Raw genomic sequence first — 18243 nt, 5'->3', positions numbered from 1 at the left:
AACGCTCGATCAGTTCGAAAACGCGTCCGCGATCGAACAGCCCGCCGGGCCGAGGATGACGATGAACAGCGTGGGCAGGATAAACATGATCAGCGGAATGGTCATGATCGCGGGCAGGCGCGCGGCTTTCTCTTCTGCACGCATCATGCGTTCGTTGCGGAATTCGGCGGACAGGACGCGCAGGGCCGATGCCAGCGGGGTGCCGTAGCGTTCGGTCTGGATCAGCGTGGTGACGACGCCTTTCACCGCTTCGAGGTCCACGCGGTAGGCGAGGTTGTTGAACGCATTCTTGCGCTCGTTGAGGAAGGAAAGCTCGATCGCGGTCAGCAGGAATTCGTCGCCCAGTTCGGGATAGGCGCGGCCCAGTTCCTTGGCGACCCGGTTGAAGGCCGCGTCGACCGTCAGGCCCGCCTCGGCGCAGATCACCAGCAGGTCGAGCGCGTCGGGCAGCCCCTTGCGGATCGCGTCGGTGCGCTTCTTCGCCTTGTTGTCGATATAGAGTTCGGGCCCCTTGTACCCCAGGATGCCGGCAGCGGCGAGCGCGCCGAACTTCTTCAGGGCGCTCCAGTCGTCGAAGGAGCCGGACAGGTAGAAGACGTAGAAGGCGAGCAGCCCGAGGACGACCGGCAGCACCGCACGCGCACCGATGACGTAGACCGCGTATTCCTTGTTCCGGATGCCTGCATGGGCCAGCTTCTGCTGCACCTGCTCCACCTGGCTGGCCTGCAGCACGTTGAAGTTGCTCAGCGTGTCCTTGACCCTGTCGGTCTTCTGCGTGCGCCGGACCAGGCTCTTGCGCTTGCGCCCGTGCTCCTTGACGATGCCCGCCTTCAGCTCGTCGCGCCGTGCATTGAGCGCCTTGATACGCTTGGCCATCGGATCGCGCACGGTCACCGCAGCATAGATCGCCAGCATCACGGCAAGCGCCGCAATGCCCGCCATCACGGTCGCGACCGCGATCACATCGAAGCCCAGCAGGGTCGGGTTGCTGTTGGCTGCGGTCATTAGGAGGGCAGGTGAAAAGGCCATCAGATCTCGAAGCTCACCATCTTGGCCATGATGAACACCCCGATGCCCATCCAGCCGAGCCCGCCCAGACCGATCACGATCAGCCGCTCGTCCTCGAAGAAGGCGCCGATATAGTCCGGATTGATCCACAGGATCATGAAGAACACGAGGAACGGCAGGGCGCCGACGATATAGGCCGAGGCCTTGGATTCAGAGCTCATCGCCTTGATCTTGAGCTTCATCTGCGATCGCTTGCGCAGCACCTCGGACAGGTTGGACAGGGTTTCCGCCAGGTTGCCGCCCGTCTCGCGCTGGATCGCGAGCGAGATCGTGAAGAAGTTGAATTCGGGAATATTGAGCCGGTCGGCGCTGACCTGCATCGCGTCGTCCATCGACCGGCCGATCCGGATCCGCTCGATGATGCCCTTGAACTCGATGCCCACCGGCCCCTCGATTTCCTGCGCGACCACCGCCAGCGTCTCGGTCACCGGCAGGCCGGAGCGCAGGCCGCGGACCAGCAGGTCGATCGCGTCGGGGAACTTGGCGTTGAACTGGGCCGTCCGGCGCTTGATGAAGAAATTGACCACCAGATGCGGCAGCCCGGCACCGATCATCAGGCCGCCGATGGCCGACAGCGCAAGGGCGCCGGTCTGCAGGAACAGGATCAGCGCGACGAAGACGGTGAGGCCCAGGCTGGCGTAGAGATATTGCGAAACGCTCCAACCCTTGCCCGTGCGCTGGAGACGGATGGCGAGCGCTTCGGACCGCGAGCCTGCGCCGGCGGCCTTTTGCACCTTGGGCTTTCGCGCCGCCATGGCCTTCTTCATCTGCGATTCGACCTTCGCCTCGGAGCTGTCCGAGTGGCGGAAACGAACCCCGCTGAGCCGCCGTTCGAGCTGCTTGCGGGTCGAAGGGCCGGACAGCGCGGCGTAGCCGAGGCCGATCGCCGCGCAGGCGCCAATGGCCAGGATGAAGAGCTGCACTTGATCCATCGTTGCGATCTTGCGCCGATGTCCCTGCGAACGCGCGGAGCGAGCCGCGCGGTGCCGCTAGGCGTCGGTCTTCGCTGCCCCCTTGGTGCTGGTCGATGCGTCGCTGCCGGATTTGCCCTTGCGGGAGGTCGACAGCAGCGACTTGAGGTCGAACGCGCCGAGCAGGGATTTCTTGCCTCCCGACGGTTCCTCGGCCTCGATCGACTCGTCGCCGGCGGCAAGGATGCGGCTGACGACATTGCGAAGCTGGCTGGTCACCTTGCTCGACTCGTTGGCCTCGACCAAGGCCTGGCCCAGCTTGGCGGCATGGGTCGCGGCCTTCGGATCGTAGGGCAGGATGAAGTCGACCTTGCGCTCGATCGAGGATTCGAAGTCGGCCCTGCCGATCTCGATGTTGCTGGTTTGCGCCTTGTTGGCGATAACCAATGGCTGCGCATGGGGCGCATAGCTCTTGAGCCAGCTGAGGATGCGGATCGCATCGCGGGCCGAGGCGAGGGTGAACTCGCACACCACGGTAACAATGTTCACATCCGCCAGAAGCTGGGGGAAGTTGATGAGCATGTTGCGCGGCATGTCGATCACGGTGATCTCGAACGCCTGGCGGAATTCCTCTTCGAGCTGCACGAAGGCCGCCCCGTCGGTCATCAGGGGGGAGCTGATCGGCGCCTCGGCGGAGAGCACTGCGAGGTTGTCGTTCGCGCGGATCATCGCGCGTTCGATGAACAGCCCGTCGATCCGGCTGGGATTCTCGATCGCGTCGGTCAGTCCGCGACCCGGTTCGAGATCGAGTGTCAGGGCGCCGGTGCCGAAATGCACGTCGAGGTCGAGCAGGGCGGTCGGCAGCTTCTGTTCGTCGCTGAACAGCCATGCGAGCGAGGTGGCCACGGTGGATGCACCCGCGCCGCCGCGGGTGCCGACAACGGCGGTCGAAACGTGCCGCTTCGCGCTCTGCGAGTCGAACTGCTTGGGCGCGCTGAACACGGCCTGCGCATCGTTAAGCGCATCGCGGACCTGGCTCGAGGCGAGCGGTTTGAGGAGGTAATCGTGGATCCCGCTTGCCAGCAGATCGCGGTAGAGGCGCACATCGTTCACCTGGCCGAGCGCGATCACCACCGTGCCCGGTTCGCAGACTTCGGCGAGGCCGTTGATCTCGGTCAATGGATCGCTGCATTCGGACAGGTCGACGACCAGAATATTGGGGCTGGCACTGACCGACAGGCTCTGGATCGCATTGCGAAGGCCGCCCTTGGCGCATTTCTCCGGCGCCCAGCCAAGCTCGGCGACAACCGGACGCAGCGTATCGAGCGCGGCATCGTCGCAGACAAAGGCGGCAAAGGGATCGCGGTTACCCGACATTCCTGAATTCCAGGGTGCGTTCATCGTCTGTCCTCGTTCGCTCTGCTATCTTAATCGGGGCCGCCGGCTGTGACTGCACCGCCGCCGCCCTGGCCGTTGCGATAGGCTTCGATCGCGCGGCTGGAGGTGGTGACCACGGGCTTGCCGTCGCTCTCCTTGCCGCGGATCAGGTCCTCCGGATCGGCAACCATCGCCGCGAGATTGCTGTTGGTGGCGCAGCCGTAGTTTCGGCTGGTCGTGTTCATGTAATTGCCGTCGTAATCGTCCGACCAGTCGGGGCAGCCCGGGACGCTCGCGATCGAGCGGGTGACCACGACCCGCACGCGGCCGGGCTCGACAAAGCCTTCGGTCACCGGTGCGGTCTCGCTCAGCGCAAGGTCGTAGCGGCCGAGAATGGCCGCGACGTTTTCGATCGTCGCGGGGCTGGCAATATCCTCTTCCACCGCGACATGGTCGCCGTATTTGAGGTCGAGAGCTTCGAACCAGCCGGCCAGACGCCGCTGCTCGGGGATCGAGAGGCCACCGGGCCCCGCCGCCAGATCGAGCGTGTAGTGCGTGCGCTCCACCACCGGCTGGGCGGTGCTGTAGAGCGAGCGATTCATGTCTCCGCTGCACGCACCGAGCGAGAGCGCGAGGGTGGAGGCGAACAGGCCGGCGGCAAGCCGTTTGATATTGGTCATGGCCATGTGTCCTCTCAATTGTTGATGCTGAAGCCGGGGGCGGCCGATGCGCTGCGTTCCTTGCGACGCTGCTTCGTGGCCTGACGGTCACCATTCTGCTGCAGGCCCTGCGAGACGGCTGGGCTGGCAGCCTCGCGGTCGCGTGCACGCGGGACCGGGCGGCCAGGCTCGCCGTTCTGACGCACGTTTTCCTTGAAGCCGAGCTGGCTCAGCACGTCGGGGCTGTTGTACCCGTCGGTCGGCAGGCGGATCTCGCTCGCGTCGACCGGCTTCACCAAGTACGGCGTGATGACGATGACCAGTTCGGTCTCGCCCTTGCGAAAGCTGGTCGACCTGAACAGGTTGCCCAGGATCGGAACGTCGCCCAGACCCGGGGCCTTGTCGATCGTGTTCTGCGCATTGTTGCTCATCAACCCGGCGATCATCATGCTCTGGCCCGAACCGAGTTCTGCCGTGGTCGATGCCCTGCGCGTGATCAGCGCGGGGATCTGTACGCCCTCGAGCTGGACGGCACCTTGCGAAGACAGTTCAGAAACTTCCGGAGCTACCTGGATCGAGATCCGCCCGTCGGACAGGACGGTGGGCGTGTAGGTCAGCTTGACGCCATAGTTGCGGTATTCGACCGAAGTCGCGCCCAGGCCCTGGCTGATAGGGATCGGGAATTCGCCGCCGGCAAGGAAGTCGGCAGTATTGCCCGACAGGGCCGACAGGTTGAACTGCGAGAGCGTCGTGACGAGCCCGTTGGTTTCCGCAAGGTCCAGCGCGGCCCCGATATCGAGACCGAACAGGTTGCCGAGACCCGCCAGCGTGGTGCCGTCGCCACCCGTGACCCGGCTGGTACCCTCGCTCGAGGACTCAAAACCGGTGAAGGTGCCAGTGCCGCCGGGCGCATATTCCGGAAAGGCACTGCGACCGCGCGTCACCCCGAACTGGAAGCCGCCCGTCCCGTCGAAGGTCGCAAGATTTGCACCGAGGCTGCGCACGAGCGAGCGGCTGACCTCGGCGAAGCGGACCTGCAGGTTGACCTGCAGCGGCGTCGCCGTGTTCAGCCGGGCGATCACGTTCGCCTCGTCGCCCAGAAAGGCTTCGACCAGCCGCTCCGCCTCGGCCGCATCTTCAGGCGAGGCGATGGTGCCGGTCAGCAGCACGGTGTTGCTGCCCATGGTCGCGACGGAGATCTTCGCGTCGGGCATCGCCATCGCCAGCATCTGGTCGAGGCTGCCGATGTTCGATCCGACCCGCACATTGGCGGCCCAGATCACGTCGCCCGCCGAATTGCTTGCATAGACAGTGGTTTCCCCGCCGGACTTGCCGAACAGGTAGAGCTGCCGCTGGGACTTCACCTGGATATCCGCGATCGAATCATTGGCGATGAACACATCGCTCATCGAACCGGGCACGTTGATCAGTTCGCCCTTGCCGATGGAGAGCACGATGTCCTGCGTCGGACGGACCACGGACTGCGCGTCTGCCATGGCGGGCATCGTGGCCAGCGGTGCGCCGACCAGGGCGGCGCAGAGCAGCATCGGCCGGAAGCGTCGCCGCATGCGGGCACCCCTGGCGGGCTCTGCCTTGCTGTGCTTGACGGTCATTGTGGTTGCCTTTTTCATGATCAGTCGCGTCCACCGATCGGGGTGGTCGTCGCGGTATCGGTCGCAACGCTTCCGCTCTTGCCGGCTGCCACGGCGGTGCTCTGTTCGCCGCGCATCACACGCACGACGGGGCCGCGCGGGAGGCTGGGCGCGCCTTGTGGATCGACGTTTCGCGGCGAGACCGAGAGGCCTTCGGGTACTTGCGGCATAGCGCGGTTGCCGCCCGACTGCGGCTGGCTTTGCTGCTGGGGCTGGGAGGTGCGGGTCGAGAACCGCGAGACATCCGCCCCGGTAACGTAGGAAGATCCGCCATCACTCGGCATCGCGCGGGCCCGGGCGAGCAGACGCTCTTCCTCTTCCGGCGTAGCGTCGTCGGGAATGGCGATATCGCCGGAGGCGAGGGCACGTTCGAGGTCGCTGGCGCTATCGGCGATCGAGCGCAGCGAGAGGCTGAGCGTACCGACGGTCTGGGCGACCGCGATCTTCTCTGCGATCTTGGGCGTCACTTCGAGCGTGACCGTGCTGAAGGCGCGCACCGAAGTCTGGCCCTCGACCGTCTCCTGGGTGGTCGACTGGTCGGTGGCGAGTACGCGCAGGTTGCGCAGGATGGTTTCGGTCGCCTTGAGGCCGCCGGCATCGTGGGTCATCATCAGGTCGATCCGGTCGCCCGGGAAGACGAACCCGGCCACCGCGGTGTTGGCGTTGACCGGCACGGTGACGGCGCGCATCCCAGGGCCGAGCGCCGCGGCGAGGAAGCCGCGATCGCCGGGCGCAACGAGGCCGCCCTGCGTCACCGGCTCGCCGGCGGTAATCGGATAGCGCACGACCGTGCCCAGAAGCTGGGTCACATCGGCTTCGCCGTCGATGAAATAGGCATCGCGCACCAGTTCGGTGGGCCACGCCTGGAAGCCGATCGCATCCTGCGTGATGATCGTGCCGACAGGGAGGCTGCGCTGCGCCACTAGTACGCGCGGGCCGTTCGGCTGCGGGGCGGTAGCCGCCGCCGCCTGGGGCGCGTTCGTCCCGGTGAACATGCTGCGGGCGATAAAGGCCGTCCCTGCCGCGATGACAAGCGCCGCCAACAGCAGAACCAGCTTCTTTCTATCCATGACTTAGCAGTCCCCAAGATCGAACAATCGCCGACCCGTGGCCGGCAAGCTTGCGTTGCTTATGGGGTGAGTGGTTAAAATGAAGTTCACTTCGCGATGTCAGGCGTTCAGCCCGATGGCGTGCCCCGCAGCCGGAAAATAGTGCGCTGCCAGCACCCACAGGCCCGCAGCCGAGATCGCGACGCCATAGGGGATCGCGAGGCGATCCTTCCGGCGCCGCATCGCGTGGCCGATCGCCATGACCAGCGTCAGCGCACCGCCCAGCAGCGCCATCAGCACGATCAGCTGCCCGAACTGGACCGGTTCGATCCACAGGGCCAGGGCAGTCAGCAGTTTCACATCTCCGCCCCCCATCGCGCGCAGGGCGAACAGGACCGCGAGGATCGCGAAGGCGGCAACGGCGATACCCAGTTGCAACGCGACGCCAGGCCACAGATCCAGCCCGCTCGCCCACCAGAACAGCGGAGCGCCCAGCGCGACCGCTCCGGTCAGCCAGTTGTCGATCCGCCGCGCTTTGAGGTCGGTGATCGCGGCTGTCACCAGCGCGATTGCCAGCCCGACGAGCAGTGCATATTGCAGGTAGTCGCTCATGATGTTGGCGCCCGGTCTCCCTTGTGTGAGGTCCGTGCTACGCGCCGGCGCTTACCAAATAGTAACCACGAGTTTCGGACCGCGGGAGATCGAGAATGAACGCCAGTGCCGCACGAGAGGCCGCCTTCGATCGCAGGGTGATCCCCGAGGCCGCGAGCGAGAGCCATTGGCAGACCGCCGACGGCGCGAAGATCAGGCGGATCGACTGGGCGGGCGGTACACCTGCGCGCGGTTCCATTCTGTTCATGCCGGGGCGCGGCGATCACTACGAGAAATATCTCGAAACGCTCGACGAATGGGCGCGCGAGGGCTGGCGCGTCACCGCCAGCGACTGGCGAGGGCAGGGCATGTCGGGGCGCCTCGGCACCGACGCGCATACCGGCCATATCGACGACTTCGAAATCTGGACCCGCGACATCGCCGTGCTGTGGGAGCAATGGGTGGCCGAGACGCCGGGGCCGCATGTCCTGATCGGCCATTCGATGGGCGGCCATCTCGTCCTGCGTGCGCTGGTCGAAGGACGCGTCATGCCCGATGCGGCGGTGCTGTCCGCGCCGATGCTGGGGCTGGTTGGCACACCGGGGCCGCTCTGGCTGCTTGGCGCGGTGTCGAAGGGCATGGCACGGCTCGGCGATCCGCGGCGTCCGGCATGGAAGACGAGCGAGAAGCCCGGCGCGCTGCCGGAAGATCGCGGCGCGCTGCTGACTCATCATGTCGAGCGCTACCAGGACGAGCTGTGGTGGCGTAATGCCCGGCCCGAAGTCGCGATGGGGCCGGCCAGCTGGGGCTGGGTCGCTGCGGCGATAGAATCGATGAAGGTGATCGAAGCCAAGGGCGCGCTGGAGGACGTGGCGCTCCCGGTCCTCCTGTTCGGTACCACCAACGACCAGCTGGTCGCATGGAAGGCGATCGATCGGGCTGTATCGCGCCTGCCCTACGCCGAGCTGCTGCGCTTCGGCGACGAAGCCCATCACGAGATTTTCCGCGAGGTGGACGCGGTGCGCGGGCGCGCGATGGACGGGATCGCCGATTTCCTCGATCGCAAAGCGCCGCAAAGCGCCTAGATGGCCCCTATGGGCGACTATGATATTGCCATTATCGGGGCCGGAATGGCGGGCGCGAGCATTGCCGCAGAGATCGGTGGTTTGCGGCGCACCCTGCTGCTCGAGGCCGAGGACATGCCGGGCTATCATACCACGGGGCGCTCGGCGGCGTTCTGGGAGGAATGCTACGGCGGGCCGGAGCTCGTCCCCCTCAGCCGCGCGTCGGAAGCCTATTTGCGCAACGGCGGCTTCCTGACGCAGCGCGGTGCGCTCTATATCGGGCGCGCCCAGGACGAGGCGAAGCTCGATGCGTTCGAGGCGCGCTTTGCCGATACGGATGCGCGGATCGAGCGTCTGCCCGCCGGAGCCGCCGGGGAGCGGGTCCCCCTGTTGCAGAAGGATTGGCACGAGGCGATCTGGCAGCCGCATTGCGCCGATATCGATGTCGCCGGACTGCACCAGCACTACCTCAAGGCTGCAAAGAAGGCGGGTGTGGAGCTCGATACCCGTGCTCGAATTCAGACGCTGCAACGGGCCGGGGGCGGCTGGCTGCTGCGTGCTGCGGATGGCCGCGAATGGCGCGCGCGGACGATTGTCGATGCGGCCGGGGCATGGGCGGACGGTGTGGCGCAGCTTGCGGGGGTGCGCCCGCTCGGCATTCAGCCGCTCCAGCGTACCATGCTGCAGCTGCGGATCGAGCCGCCGCTGCCGCGCGGCGGGCCACTGACGATCGATATTTCGGGTCAGTTCTATTTCAAGCCGGAGGGCGCAGGCTCGCTATGGTTCAGCCCGCATGACGAGACGCCGATGCCGCCGGCCGACGTCGCGCCGGAAGAGTTGGCGGTGGCGCAGGGGCTGGAGCGTTTCGAACAGGCGCTCGATGCGCGGATCGAAAGGGTGGAGCGCACGTGGGCGGGGCTCAGAAGCTTCGCGCCCGATCGCAAGCCGGTGATCGGTTGGGACGCGCGCGTGCCGGGCTTCTTCTGGTTCGCCGGGCAGGGCGGCTTCGGGATCCAGACCGCGCCCGCCGCCGCGCGGCTCGGGGCGCAGCTCTTTCTCGACGGGCCGCGCGACGAGATGACCCATGCGCTCGACGCCTCGCGCTTCTCTCCGGACCGCTTCGGGTAGAGGCACGCGGGCCGATTTGTTAGCCTGCGCTGTCCGACATCAACCCACAGGAGACGCCAGAATGGCCCATAGTTTCGAGATTTATCGCGACAAGGCCGAAGAATTTCGCGTTCGGTTCAAGTACAATTCGGAGATCATGTTCTCGACCGAAGGGTATTCGAGCAAGGCGAGCGCGCAGAACGCGATCGATTCGATCAAGACCAACGGCCCCGCCGCCGAGGTGGTCGACAACAGCTAGCGAAGCGCGGCGGCGGCGTCGCTGGCGAGCCGGTCGACCCGCTCGTTCTCCGCATGGCCCGAATGGCCTTTGACCCAGTGCCACGTCACCTGGTGGCGGGCATTGAGGTCGGCCAGCTGGCGCCACAGGTCCTCGTTCTTGACCGGCTGCTTGCTCGCGGTTTTCCAGCCGCGCTTCTGCCAGCCGGGCAGCCACTTGGTGATCCCGTCGATCAGGTACTTGCTGTCGGTATAGAGGTCGACCGCGCACGCGCGCTTGAGGGCGGAAAGCCCTTCGATCGCGGCGGTCATCTCCATGCGGTTGTTGGTGGTATCCGCCTGCCCGCCCGAAAGCTCCCTCTCGGTCGCTCCCTTGCGCAGCAGCACACCCCAGCCGCCCGGTCCGGGGTTGCCCTTGCAGGCCCCGTCGGTAAAAATCTGTACGTCACTCATGAATGGAACGCGGCTTCGCCCTGGTCGCGGTAGAATGCAAGCCTTTGTGCGAATTGCATCGGATCCTTGCGGCGCACGAGGCCATCTTCGGGCGTCGCGAACCAGTCGACCGCCCGCGTCGCGATGAACCGCAGGCATGCGCCCTGCGCAAGGATCGGCAGCGCGGCCCGCTCTTCATCGGACAGCGCACGGCGGCTTTCGTACCCTTCTATCAGGCTGGTGGCGATATCGCGCCGGAAGCGGTTATCGGCCATGGTGAAGGTCCACGCCGCATGGGTCACCGCCAGATCGAACGCGAACATGCCTGAGCAGGCGAAGTAGAAATCGATCAGGCCGGTCACCCGGCCGTCGACGAGCAGGACATTGTCGGGAAACAGGTCTGCATGGATCGTGCCCTCGGGTAGCGCATCGGGCCATGCAGCCTGCACGCCGGCCCCGCAATCGGGCAGGATCTTCGCGAGGGCGGGATCGATCCGGTCGAACCGCGGCGCTTCTTCGCGCAGCATGCCGACGCAGGTCGGAATCGATAGCGAGGATGCGCGTTGCTGCTGGAAATCCCGTGCCGCCAGATGCAGCTGCGCCAGCGCAACGCCGACCGCGTGCGCCTCGGCCGCATCGGGTTCGTCGATCGACACGCCGGGCAGGAACTCGATCAGCGCGGCGGGCTTGCCCCGGACCACGATCATCCGCTCGTCGTCGCGCGTGTGGATCGTGCGCGGCACCGGCTGGGCCTGCGCGGCCAGATGATCGAGCAGCCCGAGAAAGAAGGGCAGGTCCTTCTCTTCGGTCCGCGCTTCGAACACCGTCAGGATGAACCGGCGCGCCTCGCCGGCGTGATCGGTTTCGATCAGCCAGTTGCTGTTCGAGACGCCTTCGGCAATACCTTTCGCCGTGCGCAGTGCGCCGACGTCGTAGCGGTCGAGCAGGCGCGCGATTTCGGTCGAGGTGAGGTGGGTGTAGACGGCCACAGGGAGAGCCCTTGTCGCTGCGTCAGTCGGTCAGCTGGCGGGGCAGCTTGAAGGTCATCTTCTCTTCGGTGAAGAGCACCGGGCGTTCTTCAACCTCGCGCCACTCGCTCAGCCTGGCGACCACTTCGCGTACCAGCGTTTCCGGGGCGGAGGCACCAGCGGTGAGGCCGACCGTTCCCACTCCTTCGAGCCATTCGGGCTGGATTTCGCTTGCGCGCTGGATCAGCCTGGCAGTTGTGCCGCACCGTTGCGCCACTTCGACCAGCCGCAGCGAGTTGGAGGAATTGGGCGCGCCGATCACCAGCACCAGGTCGCTGGCGGGGGCGAGCTGCTTGACCGCCGCCTGCCGGTTGGACGTGGCGTAGCAGATGTCTTCCGCCTTGGGTCCGACGATCTGCGGGAACCGCGCCCGCAAGGCCTGCACGATGCCATGCGTATCGTCGACCGACAGGGTGGTCTGGGTGAGGAAGGAGAGCTCGTCCTCTTCGGTGAAGGGGAGCCTCGCGACATCTTCCTCCGTTTCGACCAGCGTCATGTTGCCGTCCGGCACCTGGCCCATCGTGCCGATCACTTCCGGATGGCCTTCATGCCCGATGAAGATGATGTGCCGATCCTTTTCCAACTGCCGCTCGGCCTGGCGGTGAACCTTGCTCACCAGCGGGCAGGTCGCATCGACGTAGAGGAGCTTGCGCCGCTCGGCCTCGGCGGGGACTTCCTTGGGCACGCCATGGGCGCTGAAGACGACCGGTGCATCGTCGGGCACTTCGTCCAGTTCCTCGACGAAGATCGCGCCCTTGGCGCGCAATCCGTCGACGACATAGCGGTTGTGCACGATTTCGTGCCGGACGTAGACCGGCGCCCCATATTTCTCGAGCGCGCGCTCGACGATCTCGATCGCGCGGTCCACGCCAGCGCAGAACCCGCGCGGCGCGGCGATGAGGATGGTCAGGCCCGGGCGGTCCGACGGGACGTCGGTGCTCGGCAGCTCGGCGGGAAAGGCGGCGTTCATACCGCCCTATCTAGCCATTATGCTCGCGCGCCGCTAGGTGGCCGGGACCAGTTTGAATACAAGACCGATCAGGGAACCGTGAAGACAATGCATCCTGCCGCCCGCATCATCGCCCCGACCCTTATCGCGCTCGCCCTCGCAGGGTGTGCGAAGGAAGGCGATCTCGTGCTGAACCAGGGCGTCGGGGTGAACTCCGTTCGTAGCCTGTGCCCGGCAGTCGGCATTCCCGATTACACCGGCGATATCACCACTTTCCGCACGCCGGACAGCCGTCTTGCGAGCGACCTCGATATCGAGGCGAGCATGACCAACCTGCGCACCACCTGCGACGAAGCGGGCGAGCGCATCTATGCCAACGCCACTTTCGACGTTTACGCCAGCCGTAGCGACACCAACGGCGCGCGGACGGTCGAGCTGCCCTATTTCTCGGTCGTCCTGCGCGGTGGCAGTTCGGTCGTCACCAAGCGGGTCGGCACGGTGAGCGTCACCTTCGCCGACGGTCAGGACCGGGCTGTGGGCCGCGGCCAGGCGGGCGCCTTCATCAACCGCGCCGATGCGACCCTTCCCGCAGAGGTGCGAGACAAGATCACGCGCGATCGCAAGCCGGGAGACGTCGATGCCGCGCTCGATCCGCTGGCCGATCCGGAAGTGCGCGCAGCGGTGCAGGCGGCCAGCTTCGAACTGCTGGTCGGCTTCCAGCTGTCCGAAGCGCAGCTGGCGTACAACGCCACGCGCTGATCGCATGAGGCAGGGGGAGCGAACCGCTCCACCTTGCAGGGCGCGCCAAACCGGCTAAGCGGGCGCTCATGTCCAAACCGAACACCATATACGCCGCCTATGCAGAGCGGATCGACGCCGTGCTCGCCGCACTCGAGATGGAGGGCGTGCTGCCTTCCGACGTCAGCCGTACCAATGTCACGGTCGAACCGCCGCGCGATCCATCGCATGGCGACATCGCCACCAATGCCGCAATGGTGCTGGCCAAGCCCGCCAAGACCAATCCACGCGCGCTGGCCGAGCAGATCGTCGAGCACCTGAAGCGTGAACCCGACATCGAGAGCGCGGACATCGCGGGGCCGGGGTTCATCAATCTACGGATTGCAGACCGCGCATGGATCGACGAGGTGGGCGCGATCGCCACGCTTGGTGACGCCTATGGCCGCTCGGCAATGGGCGAGGGCACGCGCGTCAACGTGGAATATGTTTCCGCCAATCCGACCGGGCCGATGCACATGGGGCATTGCCGCGGCGCGGTGGTCGGCGATGCGCTCGCCAGCCTGCTCGATGCGACGGGCCATGCGGTCACCCGCGAATATTACGTCAACGACGCCGGCGGGCAGGTCGACGTGCTCGCCCGGTCGGCGCATGTTCGCTATCGCGAGGCACTGGGCGAGGAGGTCGGCGAAATCCCCGAAGGCCTCTACCCGGGCGATTACCTGGTCCCGGTCGGCAAGGCGCTGGCCGAGGAATTCGGGGACAAGTATGCCGCCGCACCGGAAAGCGAATGGCTGCCTCTGTTCCGTCCACGCGCCGTCGCTGCGATGATGGATCTGATCCGTGCCGACCTCGCCAAGCTGGGCATCGCGCATGATGTCTTCGCGTCCGAGGCCGAACTGCAGGCCGCAGGCAAGCCTGCCGAGGCCGAGCAATGGCTGCGCGAGCAGGGGCTGGTCTATGACGGCGAGCTTGAAAAGCCCAAGGGCAAGACGCCTGACGACTGGGAGCCGGTCGAACTGCCGCTGTTCCGCTCTACCCAGTTCGGAGACGATCAGGATCGCCCGATCCGCAAGTCGGACGGCAAGTGGACCTATTTCGGCGCCGATCTCGCCTATCACATGCAGAAGGCGGAGAACGCCGATGCGCTGATCGATATCTGGGGTGCGGATCACGCGGGCACGGTCAAGCGGATCAAGGCCGCCGTTGCCGCGCTCAGCCAGGGGAAGGGCACGCCGGTGCCGTTCGATGTGAAGCTGGTCCAGATGGTCCAGCTGATGCGCGATGGCGAGCCGGTGAAGATGTCCAAGCGCTCCGGCAACTTCGTGACGCTGGCCGATGTCGTCGATGAAGTCGGCAAGGACGTCGTTCGGTTCACCATGCTGACCCGCAAGCCCGAAGCGCAGATGGATTTCGACTTCGCCAAGGTGGTCGAGGCGAGCAAGGACAATCCGGTCTTCTACGTCCAGTACGCGCACGCCCGGATCCGCTCGACCATGCGCAAGGCCGCCGACGAAGACCTGTCGCCGTCTGGCGAAGCGCTGGACAGCCTGACCGAAGACGACATTGCGCTAGTCAAGCTGGCGGCGCAGTATCCGCGCATCGTCGAAGCGGCGGCACAGGCGCGCGAACCGCACCGCATCGCCTTCTATCTCTACGATCTCGCGGCGGCATTTCATGCCTATTGGAACGCCGGTAATGATGATCCTGCGAAAAGGGTCATACTGACACAGGACCGAAGCCTCAGCGGGGCAAGGCTTTATCTGGTCGCGCAAATAGGTCAGGTTATCCGCAATGGTCTGGGTCTCCTCGGGGTGGAGGCTGTCGAGGAGATGTGAGCATGATCGACGGGGACGATCGCGATCGGGATCTGGATGACCGCCATCTTGAGGGAAACGCGTCCCCTGTCGAGCCTTCGGGCAACCCCGAAGCCGAAACCGGCGCCCGCACGCCCGATGATACGCACCCGGCCGATCGCGCCGGTGCCCCGGAGAAAAAGCCTGCCATGACGCTCGAGAGTGGCTCTGACGAAGGCGGCACTTTCGCCCATGACGCTGAAATCGCAGGTACCGTCGAAAATGACGGGGACGGCGTGAAAAGAGAGCCTGCCCGGGATCCCGAGGCTTTCGCCGACATAGACGAGGAAGACCCCGTTCTCGACGATGAGAACGATCTCGGCCTGGTGAGTGACGACGATGCGCTTCCGTGGCTTGAATCGTCCGACTACGAAGAGATTGAAAGCGTCGATGCGTGGCGGGTGACCGGCTTCGTGGTGCTCGGCCTGGTTGCGTTCGCACTGCTGGTTGGCAGCATCTGGTATGTTGTCAGCCGAAATGATCCGGGCGCGCCTCAGGCCGATGGCAGCGTGATCGAAGCGCCAGAGGGTCCCTACAAGGAACGGCCCGAGGATCCCGGCGGCAAGACCTTCGAAGGCACCGGCGACATGGCCCCGGCTGTGGGAGAAGGCGAAACGCGCGAAGGCCGGCTGGCCGAACGCACGGCCACGCCCGAACCCGTTGCCGAGGACCAGGCGAAGCAGGACTCCACCGATAAGTCCGAACCCGAACCCAGCACGCCCGCTGCCCGCGACAACCGCATTGCGGTGCAGGTCGGCGCTTACCGCGACAAGGCGACGGCCGAAGCGGGCTGGCGACAGCTCCAGCGGCAGACCGATGCGCTTTCGGGTGTTCAGTACCGGATCGTGAAGGGCGAGGCCGATATTGGCACGGTCTACCGTCTCCAGGCGCTGCCGGGGAACATGGCCGCGGCGCGGCGCCTGCGCAGCGCGCTGGAGGACGACGGCGTAGCGAGCCAGATCAAGCAGTGATCGCCCGCGCCCGGCGGCTGCGGCCTGCCCGGCTTTCCACCGTCGCGGGGCCTCGCCAGCTTGCGGGCGTGCCGCTTTGCTGCAAGATTTCGTCCCATCATGACGCCAGCAATTTTCGGCTGTTCCGGCCCCGTACTGACCGCCGACGAGCAAGCATTTTTCCGCGAGGCCGACCCCGCGGGCTATATTCTGTTCAAGCGCAACTGCGAAAATCCCGAACAGCTGCGCAAGCTTACCGATAGCCTGCGCGCAATCCACGGGCGCGACCGGCTGCTGGTCTCGATCGATCAGGAAGGGGGCCGGGTGGCACGGCTAGGCCCGCCCGAATGGCGCAAATGGCCTGCGCCCGCGCGCTTCGCCCAACTTTACGACATCGCGCCGGCGTCCGCCATCGAGGCTTTGCGATTGAACAGCGAGGCGATGGCCGCCGAACTCGCGGCGGCGGGAATCAGCGTCGATTTTCATGCCCCCTTCGACGTCTCCCGGCCCGAAACCGACGATGTGATCGGCGACCGGGCGCTGGGTTCCGATCCGATGCAGGTCGCCGCGCTGGGCCGTGCGATCCTCGAAGGAATGGCGGCGGGCGGCGTGGTCGGCTGCCTCAAGCATATGCCCGGCCACGGGCGTGCGACGGCGGACAGCCACAAACACCTGCCGGTGGTCGATGCGCCGGATGCGGAGCTCGCGACGGATATCGCGCCTTTCGCAACGCTGGCCCCGCGCGCTGCCATCGGCATGACCGCGCATATCGTGTTCACTCAATGGGATGCGGATCGGCCTGCCACCCAGTCGCCCTGGGTGGTCGAGAACATCATTCGCCAGCGGATCGGCTTCGATGGTCTGCTGCTGACCGACGATATCGATATGCAGGCGCTCGACAGGACCATTTCCGAGCGTGCGGTCCGCGCGCTCGAGGCAGGCTGCGACATCGTGCTCAACTGCTGGGCCAAAATGGATGATATGGTCGGCATTGCCGAGGCGTGCGGCACCATTACTGACAAAGGCGCCGAGCGGCTCGAACGGGCCCTGACCAGCGTCGACGCCCCCGCCGAGCGCGCGGATATCGACGCGCTGGCAGGGATGCGCGACGCACTGCTGTCCGCCGCAGGGCTCGCGACATGAGCGACGATGCCGAGGGCGGGACCATTCCCGGCTCGGGGATGGGCGCAGCCGACGATGAAGAATGGCGTGGTGTCGCCGCGCCGTCGGGTGGCGAGAACGACGCGCTCTATCTCGCGCTCGATGGCTGGGAGGGCCCGCTCGACCTGCTGCTCGAACTGGCACGCAAGCAGAAGGTGGACCTGCGCGAGATTTCGATCCTCGCGCTGGTCGATCAGTACCTCGGCTTTCTCGACGGCGCAGAACAGCTCAAGCTCGAGGTCGCCGCCGACTATCTCGTGATGGCTGCGTGGCTCGCTTTTCTCAAATCGGCGCTGCTGCTGCCCCGAGACGAACAGGAAGACCCGAGTCCCGAGGAACTGGCGCTGCGGCTGCAACTGCGCCTCCAGCGCCTCGGCGCGATGCGGGAGGCGGCGGGACGCCTGATGGGGCGCGACCGGGTTGGGCGCGATGTCTTCCTCCGCGGCGCGCCCGAGGGGCTGCGCACCGATCGCACGATCAGCTGGCAGGTGGACTGGTACGATCTCGTGCGCGCCTACGGGCAGGTGAAGGCGCGCAATGCGCCTGCGCTGCATACCGTGCGCGACCGGAAGGTCATGACGCTGGAAAGCGCGCTCGACCGTGTCTCCTCGATGCTGGGTGTGACGCTCGACTGGATGGAACTGGCAGATTTCCTGCCGCCCGGCTCCGATCCGCGCCTGCGCAGGTCCGCCATGGCGAGCAGCTTCGTCGCCGCGCTGGAGCTCGCGCGCACGGGCCGCGCGGAGCTGGCGCAGGACGATATCTTCGGCCCCTTGCGGCTTCGCCGTGTGCGCGGAAGCGTTGCCGCGTGAGCGCGGAGCCGGAAAGCCTCGACCGTGCGCTGGAGGCGGCGCTTTTCGCCGCCGAAGAGCCGCTCACGGTCGACCAGCTCGCGACCCACCTCGGCGACGCGGACAAGACAGAGCTGCGTGCGGCGCTGGCGCGTCTGGCGGAATTCTATGCTCCGCGCGGCATCCACTTGGTGGAGCGGGGCAAACGCTGGCATTTCCAGACCGCACCTGATTGTGCGCACCTGTTGCGCAAGGAACGCGAATCGCTCCGCAAGCTGAGCCGTGCTGCGACCGAAGTGCTCGCCATCATCGCCTATCACGAGCCGGTCAGCCGTGCCGAAATCGAATCGATCCGCGGGGTTCAGACCTCGGGCGGGACGCTCGACGTCCTGATGGAGGCAGGCTGGGTGAAGCCTGCGGGGCGTCGTGAAGTGCCCGGCCGCCCGGTCATTTATGCGACGACGCCCGAATTTCTGCGCCATTTCGGGCTCGAATCGCGCCGCGATCTGCCGGGTATCGACGAATTGCGGGCCACCGGCATGCTCGATCCGGTCGAAGAGGCGTTCGAGGCGGAGATGGCCGGCCCATCCCCCGAAGAGGGAGATCCGGAAGAGGATTGATTGCGA

The 18243-nt window shown here is 66.0% G+C and carries 19 protein-coding genes; 9 read left to right on the top strand and 10 right to left on the bottom strand.

Going from position 1 to position 18243, the window contains the following annotated elements; translation table 11 throughout:
- Positions 1 to 9: 9 nt before the first annotated feature.
- The 7 genes from ACYQ0L_RS04095 to ACYQ0L_RS04065 all read right to left on the bottom strand — a co-directional run bounded on the left by ACYQ0L_RS04095 (position 10) and on the right by ACYQ0L_RS04065 (position 7328).
- Positions 10 to 1029 carry a type II secretion system F family protein gene (locus ACYQ0L_RS04095; RefSeq protein ID WP_459787644.1) on the bottom strand — a complete coding sequence of 340 codons (1020 nt, stop codon included), beginning with the start codon at positions 1027 to 1029 and terminating at the stop codon, positions 10 to 12.
- On the bottom strand, positions 1029 to 2000 hold the full coding sequence (locus ACYQ0L_RS04090) for a type II secretion system F family protein (protein ID WP_459787643.1): 972 nt from the start codon (positions 1998 to 2000) through the stop codon (positions 1029 to 1031). Before ACYQ0L_RS04090 ends, ACYQ0L_RS04095 begins: the two co-directional genes overlap by 1 nt.
- Before the next feature lie 57 nt (positions 2001 to 2057).
- Positions 2058 to 3380 (bottom strand): pilus assembly protein CpaE, encoded by a 1323-nt coding sequence (locus ACYQ0L_RS04085; protein ID WP_459787642.1) that lies wholly within the window; start codon positions 3378 to 3380, stop codon positions 2058 to 2060.
- A gap of 26 nt (positions 3381 to 3406) precedes the next feature.
- Positions 3407 to 4036 (bottom strand): CpaD family pilus assembly protein, encoded by a 630-nt coding sequence (locus ACYQ0L_RS04080; RefSeq protein ID WP_459787641.1) that lies wholly within the window; start codon positions 4034 to 4036, stop codon positions 3407 to 3409.
- Positions 4037 to 4050: 14 nt separating this feature from the next.
- Positions 4051 to 5583, bottom strand: a complete 1533-nt coding sequence (locus ACYQ0L_RS04075; protein WP_459788037.1) for a type II and III secretion system protein family protein — start codon at positions 5581 to 5583, stop codon at positions 4051 to 4053.
- Positions 5584 to 5648: 65 nt separating this feature from the next.
- The gene (gene cpaB, locus ACYQ0L_RS04070; protein ID WP_459787640.1) at positions 5649 to 6737 is read right to left on the bottom strand and encodes a Flp pilus assembly protein CpaB; all 1089 of its coding nucleotides are present in this window, start codon (positions 6735 to 6737) and stop codon (positions 5649 to 5651) included.
- A gap of 99 nt (positions 6738 to 6836) precedes the next feature.
- Entirely contained in the window at positions 6837 to 7328 is a 492-nt protein-coding gene (locus ACYQ0L_RS04065) for an A24 family peptidase (protein ID WP_459787639.1), read from the bottom strand.
- A 95-nt stretch (positions 7329 to 7423) separates the two neighbouring features.
- Between ACYQ0L_RS04065 and ACYQ0L_RS04060 the strand changes: the two genes are divergently transcribed.
- The 3 genes from ACYQ0L_RS04060 to ACYQ0L_RS04050 all read left to right on the top strand — a co-directional run bounded on the left by ACYQ0L_RS04060 (position 7424) and on the right by ACYQ0L_RS04050 (position 9737).
- Complete coding sequence (locus ACYQ0L_RS04060) at positions 7424 to 8392, top strand: alpha/beta fold hydrolase (RefSeq protein ID WP_459787638.1); 969 nt, start codon at positions 7424 to 7426, stop codon at positions 8390 to 8392.
- Between the two features lie 9 nt (positions 8393 to 8401).
- Positions 8402 to 9499: an NAD(P)/FAD-dependent oxidoreductase gene (locus tag ACYQ0L_RS04055; RefSeq protein WP_459788036.1), complete on the top strand. Its 1098-nt coding sequence runs from the start codon at positions 8402 to 8404 to the stop codon at positions 9497 to 9499.
- Positions 9500 to 9560: 61 nt separating this feature from the next.
- Entirely contained in the window at positions 9561 to 9737 is a 177-nt protein-coding gene (locus ACYQ0L_RS04050; protein ID WP_459787637.1) for a YegP family protein, read from the top strand.
- Here ACYQ0L_RS04050 and rnhA read toward each other — a convergent pair.
- Genes rnhA through ispH form a run of 3 tightly spaced genes read right to left on the bottom strand, consistent with a single transcriptional unit; the run spans position 9734 to position 12145 of the window.
- Positions 9734 to 10168 carry a ribonuclease HI gene (gene rnhA / locus ACYQ0L_RS04045; RefSeq protein WP_459787636.1) on the bottom strand — a complete coding sequence of 145 codons (435 nt, stop codon included), beginning with the start codon at positions 10166 to 10168 and terminating at the stop codon, positions 9734 to 9736. The genes ACYQ0L_RS04050 and rnhA overlap by 4 nt on opposite strands.
- The gene (gene thrB / locus ACYQ0L_RS04040) at positions 10165 to 11136 is read right to left on the bottom strand and encodes a homoserine kinase (protein WP_459787635.1); all 972 of its coding nucleotides are present in this window, start codon (positions 11134 to 11136) and stop codon (positions 10165 to 10167) included. Before thrB ends, rnhA begins: the two co-directional genes overlap by 4 nt.
- A 22-nt stretch (positions 11137 to 11158) precedes the next feature.
- Complete coding sequence (gene ispH / locus ACYQ0L_RS04035; RefSeq protein WP_459787634.1) at positions 11159 to 12145, bottom strand: 4-hydroxy-3-methylbut-2-enyl diphosphate reductase; 987 nt, start codon at positions 12143 to 12145, stop codon at positions 11159 to 11161.
- An 87-nt stretch (positions 12146 to 12232) separates the two neighbouring features.
- Between ispH and ACYQ0L_RS04030 the strand changes: the two genes are divergently transcribed.
- The 6 genes from ACYQ0L_RS04030 to scpB all read left to right on the top strand — a co-directional run bounded on the left by ACYQ0L_RS04030 (position 12233) and on the right by scpB (position 18237).
- Positions 12233 to 12883, top strand: a complete 651-nt coding sequence (locus tag ACYQ0L_RS04030; RefSeq protein WP_459787633.1) for a hypothetical protein — start codon at positions 12233 to 12235, stop codon at positions 12881 to 12883.
- A gap of 68 nt (positions 12884 to 12951) precedes the next feature.
- Entirely contained in the window at positions 12952 to 14697 is a 1746-nt protein-coding gene (gene argS / locus ACYQ0L_RS04025; protein WP_459787632.1) for an arginine--tRNA ligase, read from the top strand.
- 2 nt (positions 14698 to 14699) lie between these two features.
- Complete coding sequence (locus tag ACYQ0L_RS04020) at positions 14700 to 15686, top strand: SPOR domain-containing protein (protein ID WP_459787631.1); 987 nt, start codon at positions 14700 to 14702, stop codon at positions 15684 to 15686.
- A 99-nt stretch (positions 15687 to 15785) separates the two neighbouring features.
- Positions 15786 to 16808, top strand: coding sequence for a beta-N-acetylhexosaminidase (gene nagZ / locus ACYQ0L_RS04015; RefSeq protein ID WP_459787630.1), 1023 nt, complete (start codon positions 15786 to 15788; stop codon positions 16806 to 16808).
- Positions 16805 to 17638, top strand: coding sequence for a segregation and condensation protein A (locus ACYQ0L_RS04010; protein ID WP_459787629.1), 834 nt, complete (start codon positions 16805 to 16807; stop codon positions 17636 to 17638). The genes nagZ and ACYQ0L_RS04010 overlap by 4 nt, the downstream gene beginning before the upstream one ends.
- Positions 17635 to 18237, top strand: a complete 603-nt coding sequence (gene scpB / locus ACYQ0L_RS04005; RefSeq protein WP_459787628.1) for an SMC-Scp complex subunit ScpB — start codon at positions 17635 to 17637, stop codon at positions 18235 to 18237. Before ACYQ0L_RS04010 ends, scpB begins: the two co-directional genes overlap by 4 nt.
- The last annotated feature ends 6 nt before the right edge of the window (positions 18238 to 18243 follow it).

Source organism: Alteriqipengyuania triglochinis (assembly GCF_054655655.1).
The sequence above is the reverse complement of the archived record's forward strand: the minus strand, read 5'-3'. Positions and strand labels throughout refer to the sequence as shown.

Excerpts from the sequence above, each read along its gene's own strand:
- ACYQ0L_RS04095 (WP_459787644.1), bottom strand. The coding sequence starts at position 1,029 with ATGGCCTTTTCACCTGCCCTCCTAATGACCGCAGCCAACAGCAACCCG.
- argS (WP_459787632.1), top strand. The coding sequence starts at position 12,952 with ATGTCCAAACCGAACACCATATACGCCGCCTATGCAGAGCGGATCGAC.
- ACYQ0L_RS04080 (WP_459787641.1), bottom strand. The coding sequence starts at position 4,036 with ATGACCAATATCAAACGGCTTGCCGCCGGCCTGTTCGCCTCCACCCTC.
- ACYQ0L_RS04085 (WP_459787642.1), bottom strand. The coding sequence starts at position 3,380 with ATGAACGCACCCTGGAATTCAGGAATGTCGGGTAACCGCGATCCCTTT.
- ACYQ0L_RS04075 (WP_459788037.1), bottom strand. The coding sequence starts at position 5,583 with ATGCGGCGACGCTTCCGGCCGATGCTGCTCTGCGCCGCCCTGGTCGGC.
- ACYQ0L_RS04050 (WP_459787637.1), top strand. The coding sequence starts at position 9,561 with ATGGCCCATAGTTTCGAGATTTATCGCGACAAGGCCGAAGAATTTCGC.
- cpaB (WP_459787640.1), bottom strand. The coding sequence starts at position 6,737 with ATGGATAGAAAGAAGCTGGTTCTGCTGTTGGCGGCGCTTGTCATCGCG.
- ACYQ0L_RS04020 (WP_459787631.1), top strand. The coding sequence starts at position 14,700 with ATGATCGACGGGGACGATCGCGATCGGGATCTGGATGACCGCCATCTT.
- ACYQ0L_RS04060 (WP_459787638.1), top strand. The coding sequence starts at position 7,424 with ATGAACGCCAGTGCCGCACGAGAGGCCGCCTTCGATCGCAGGGTGATC.
- rnhA (WP_459787636.1), bottom strand. The coding sequence starts at position 10,168 with ATGAGTGACGTACAGATTTTTACCGACGGGGCCTGCAAGGGCAACCCC.
- ispH (WP_459787634.1), bottom strand. The coding sequence starts at position 12,145 with ATGAACGCCGCCTTTCCCGCCGAGCTGCCGAGCACCGACGTCCCGTCG.
- ACYQ0L_RS04090 (WP_459787643.1), bottom strand. The coding sequence starts at position 2,000 with ATGGATCAAGTGCAGCTCTTCATCCTGGCCATTGGCGCCTGCGCGGCG.
- nagZ (WP_459787630.1), top strand. The coding sequence starts at position 15,786 with ATGACGCCAGCAATTTTCGGCTGTTCCGGCCCCGTACTGACCGCCGAC.
- ACYQ0L_RS04010 (WP_459787629.1), top strand. The coding sequence starts at position 16,805 with ATGAGCGACGATGCCGAGGGCGGGACCATTCCCGGCTCGGGGATGGGC.
- ACYQ0L_RS04030 (WP_459787633.1), top strand. The coding sequence starts at position 12,233 with ATGCATCCTGCCGCCCGCATCATCGCCCCGACCCTTATCGCGCTCGCC.
- ACYQ0L_RS04065 (WP_459787639.1), bottom strand. The coding sequence starts at position 7,328 with ATGAGCGACTACCTGCAATATGCACTGCTCGTCGGGCTGGCAATCGCG.
- ACYQ0L_RS04055 (WP_459788036.1), top strand. The coding sequence starts at position 8,402 with ATGGGCGACTATGATATTGCCATTATCGGGGCCGGAATGGCGGGCGCG.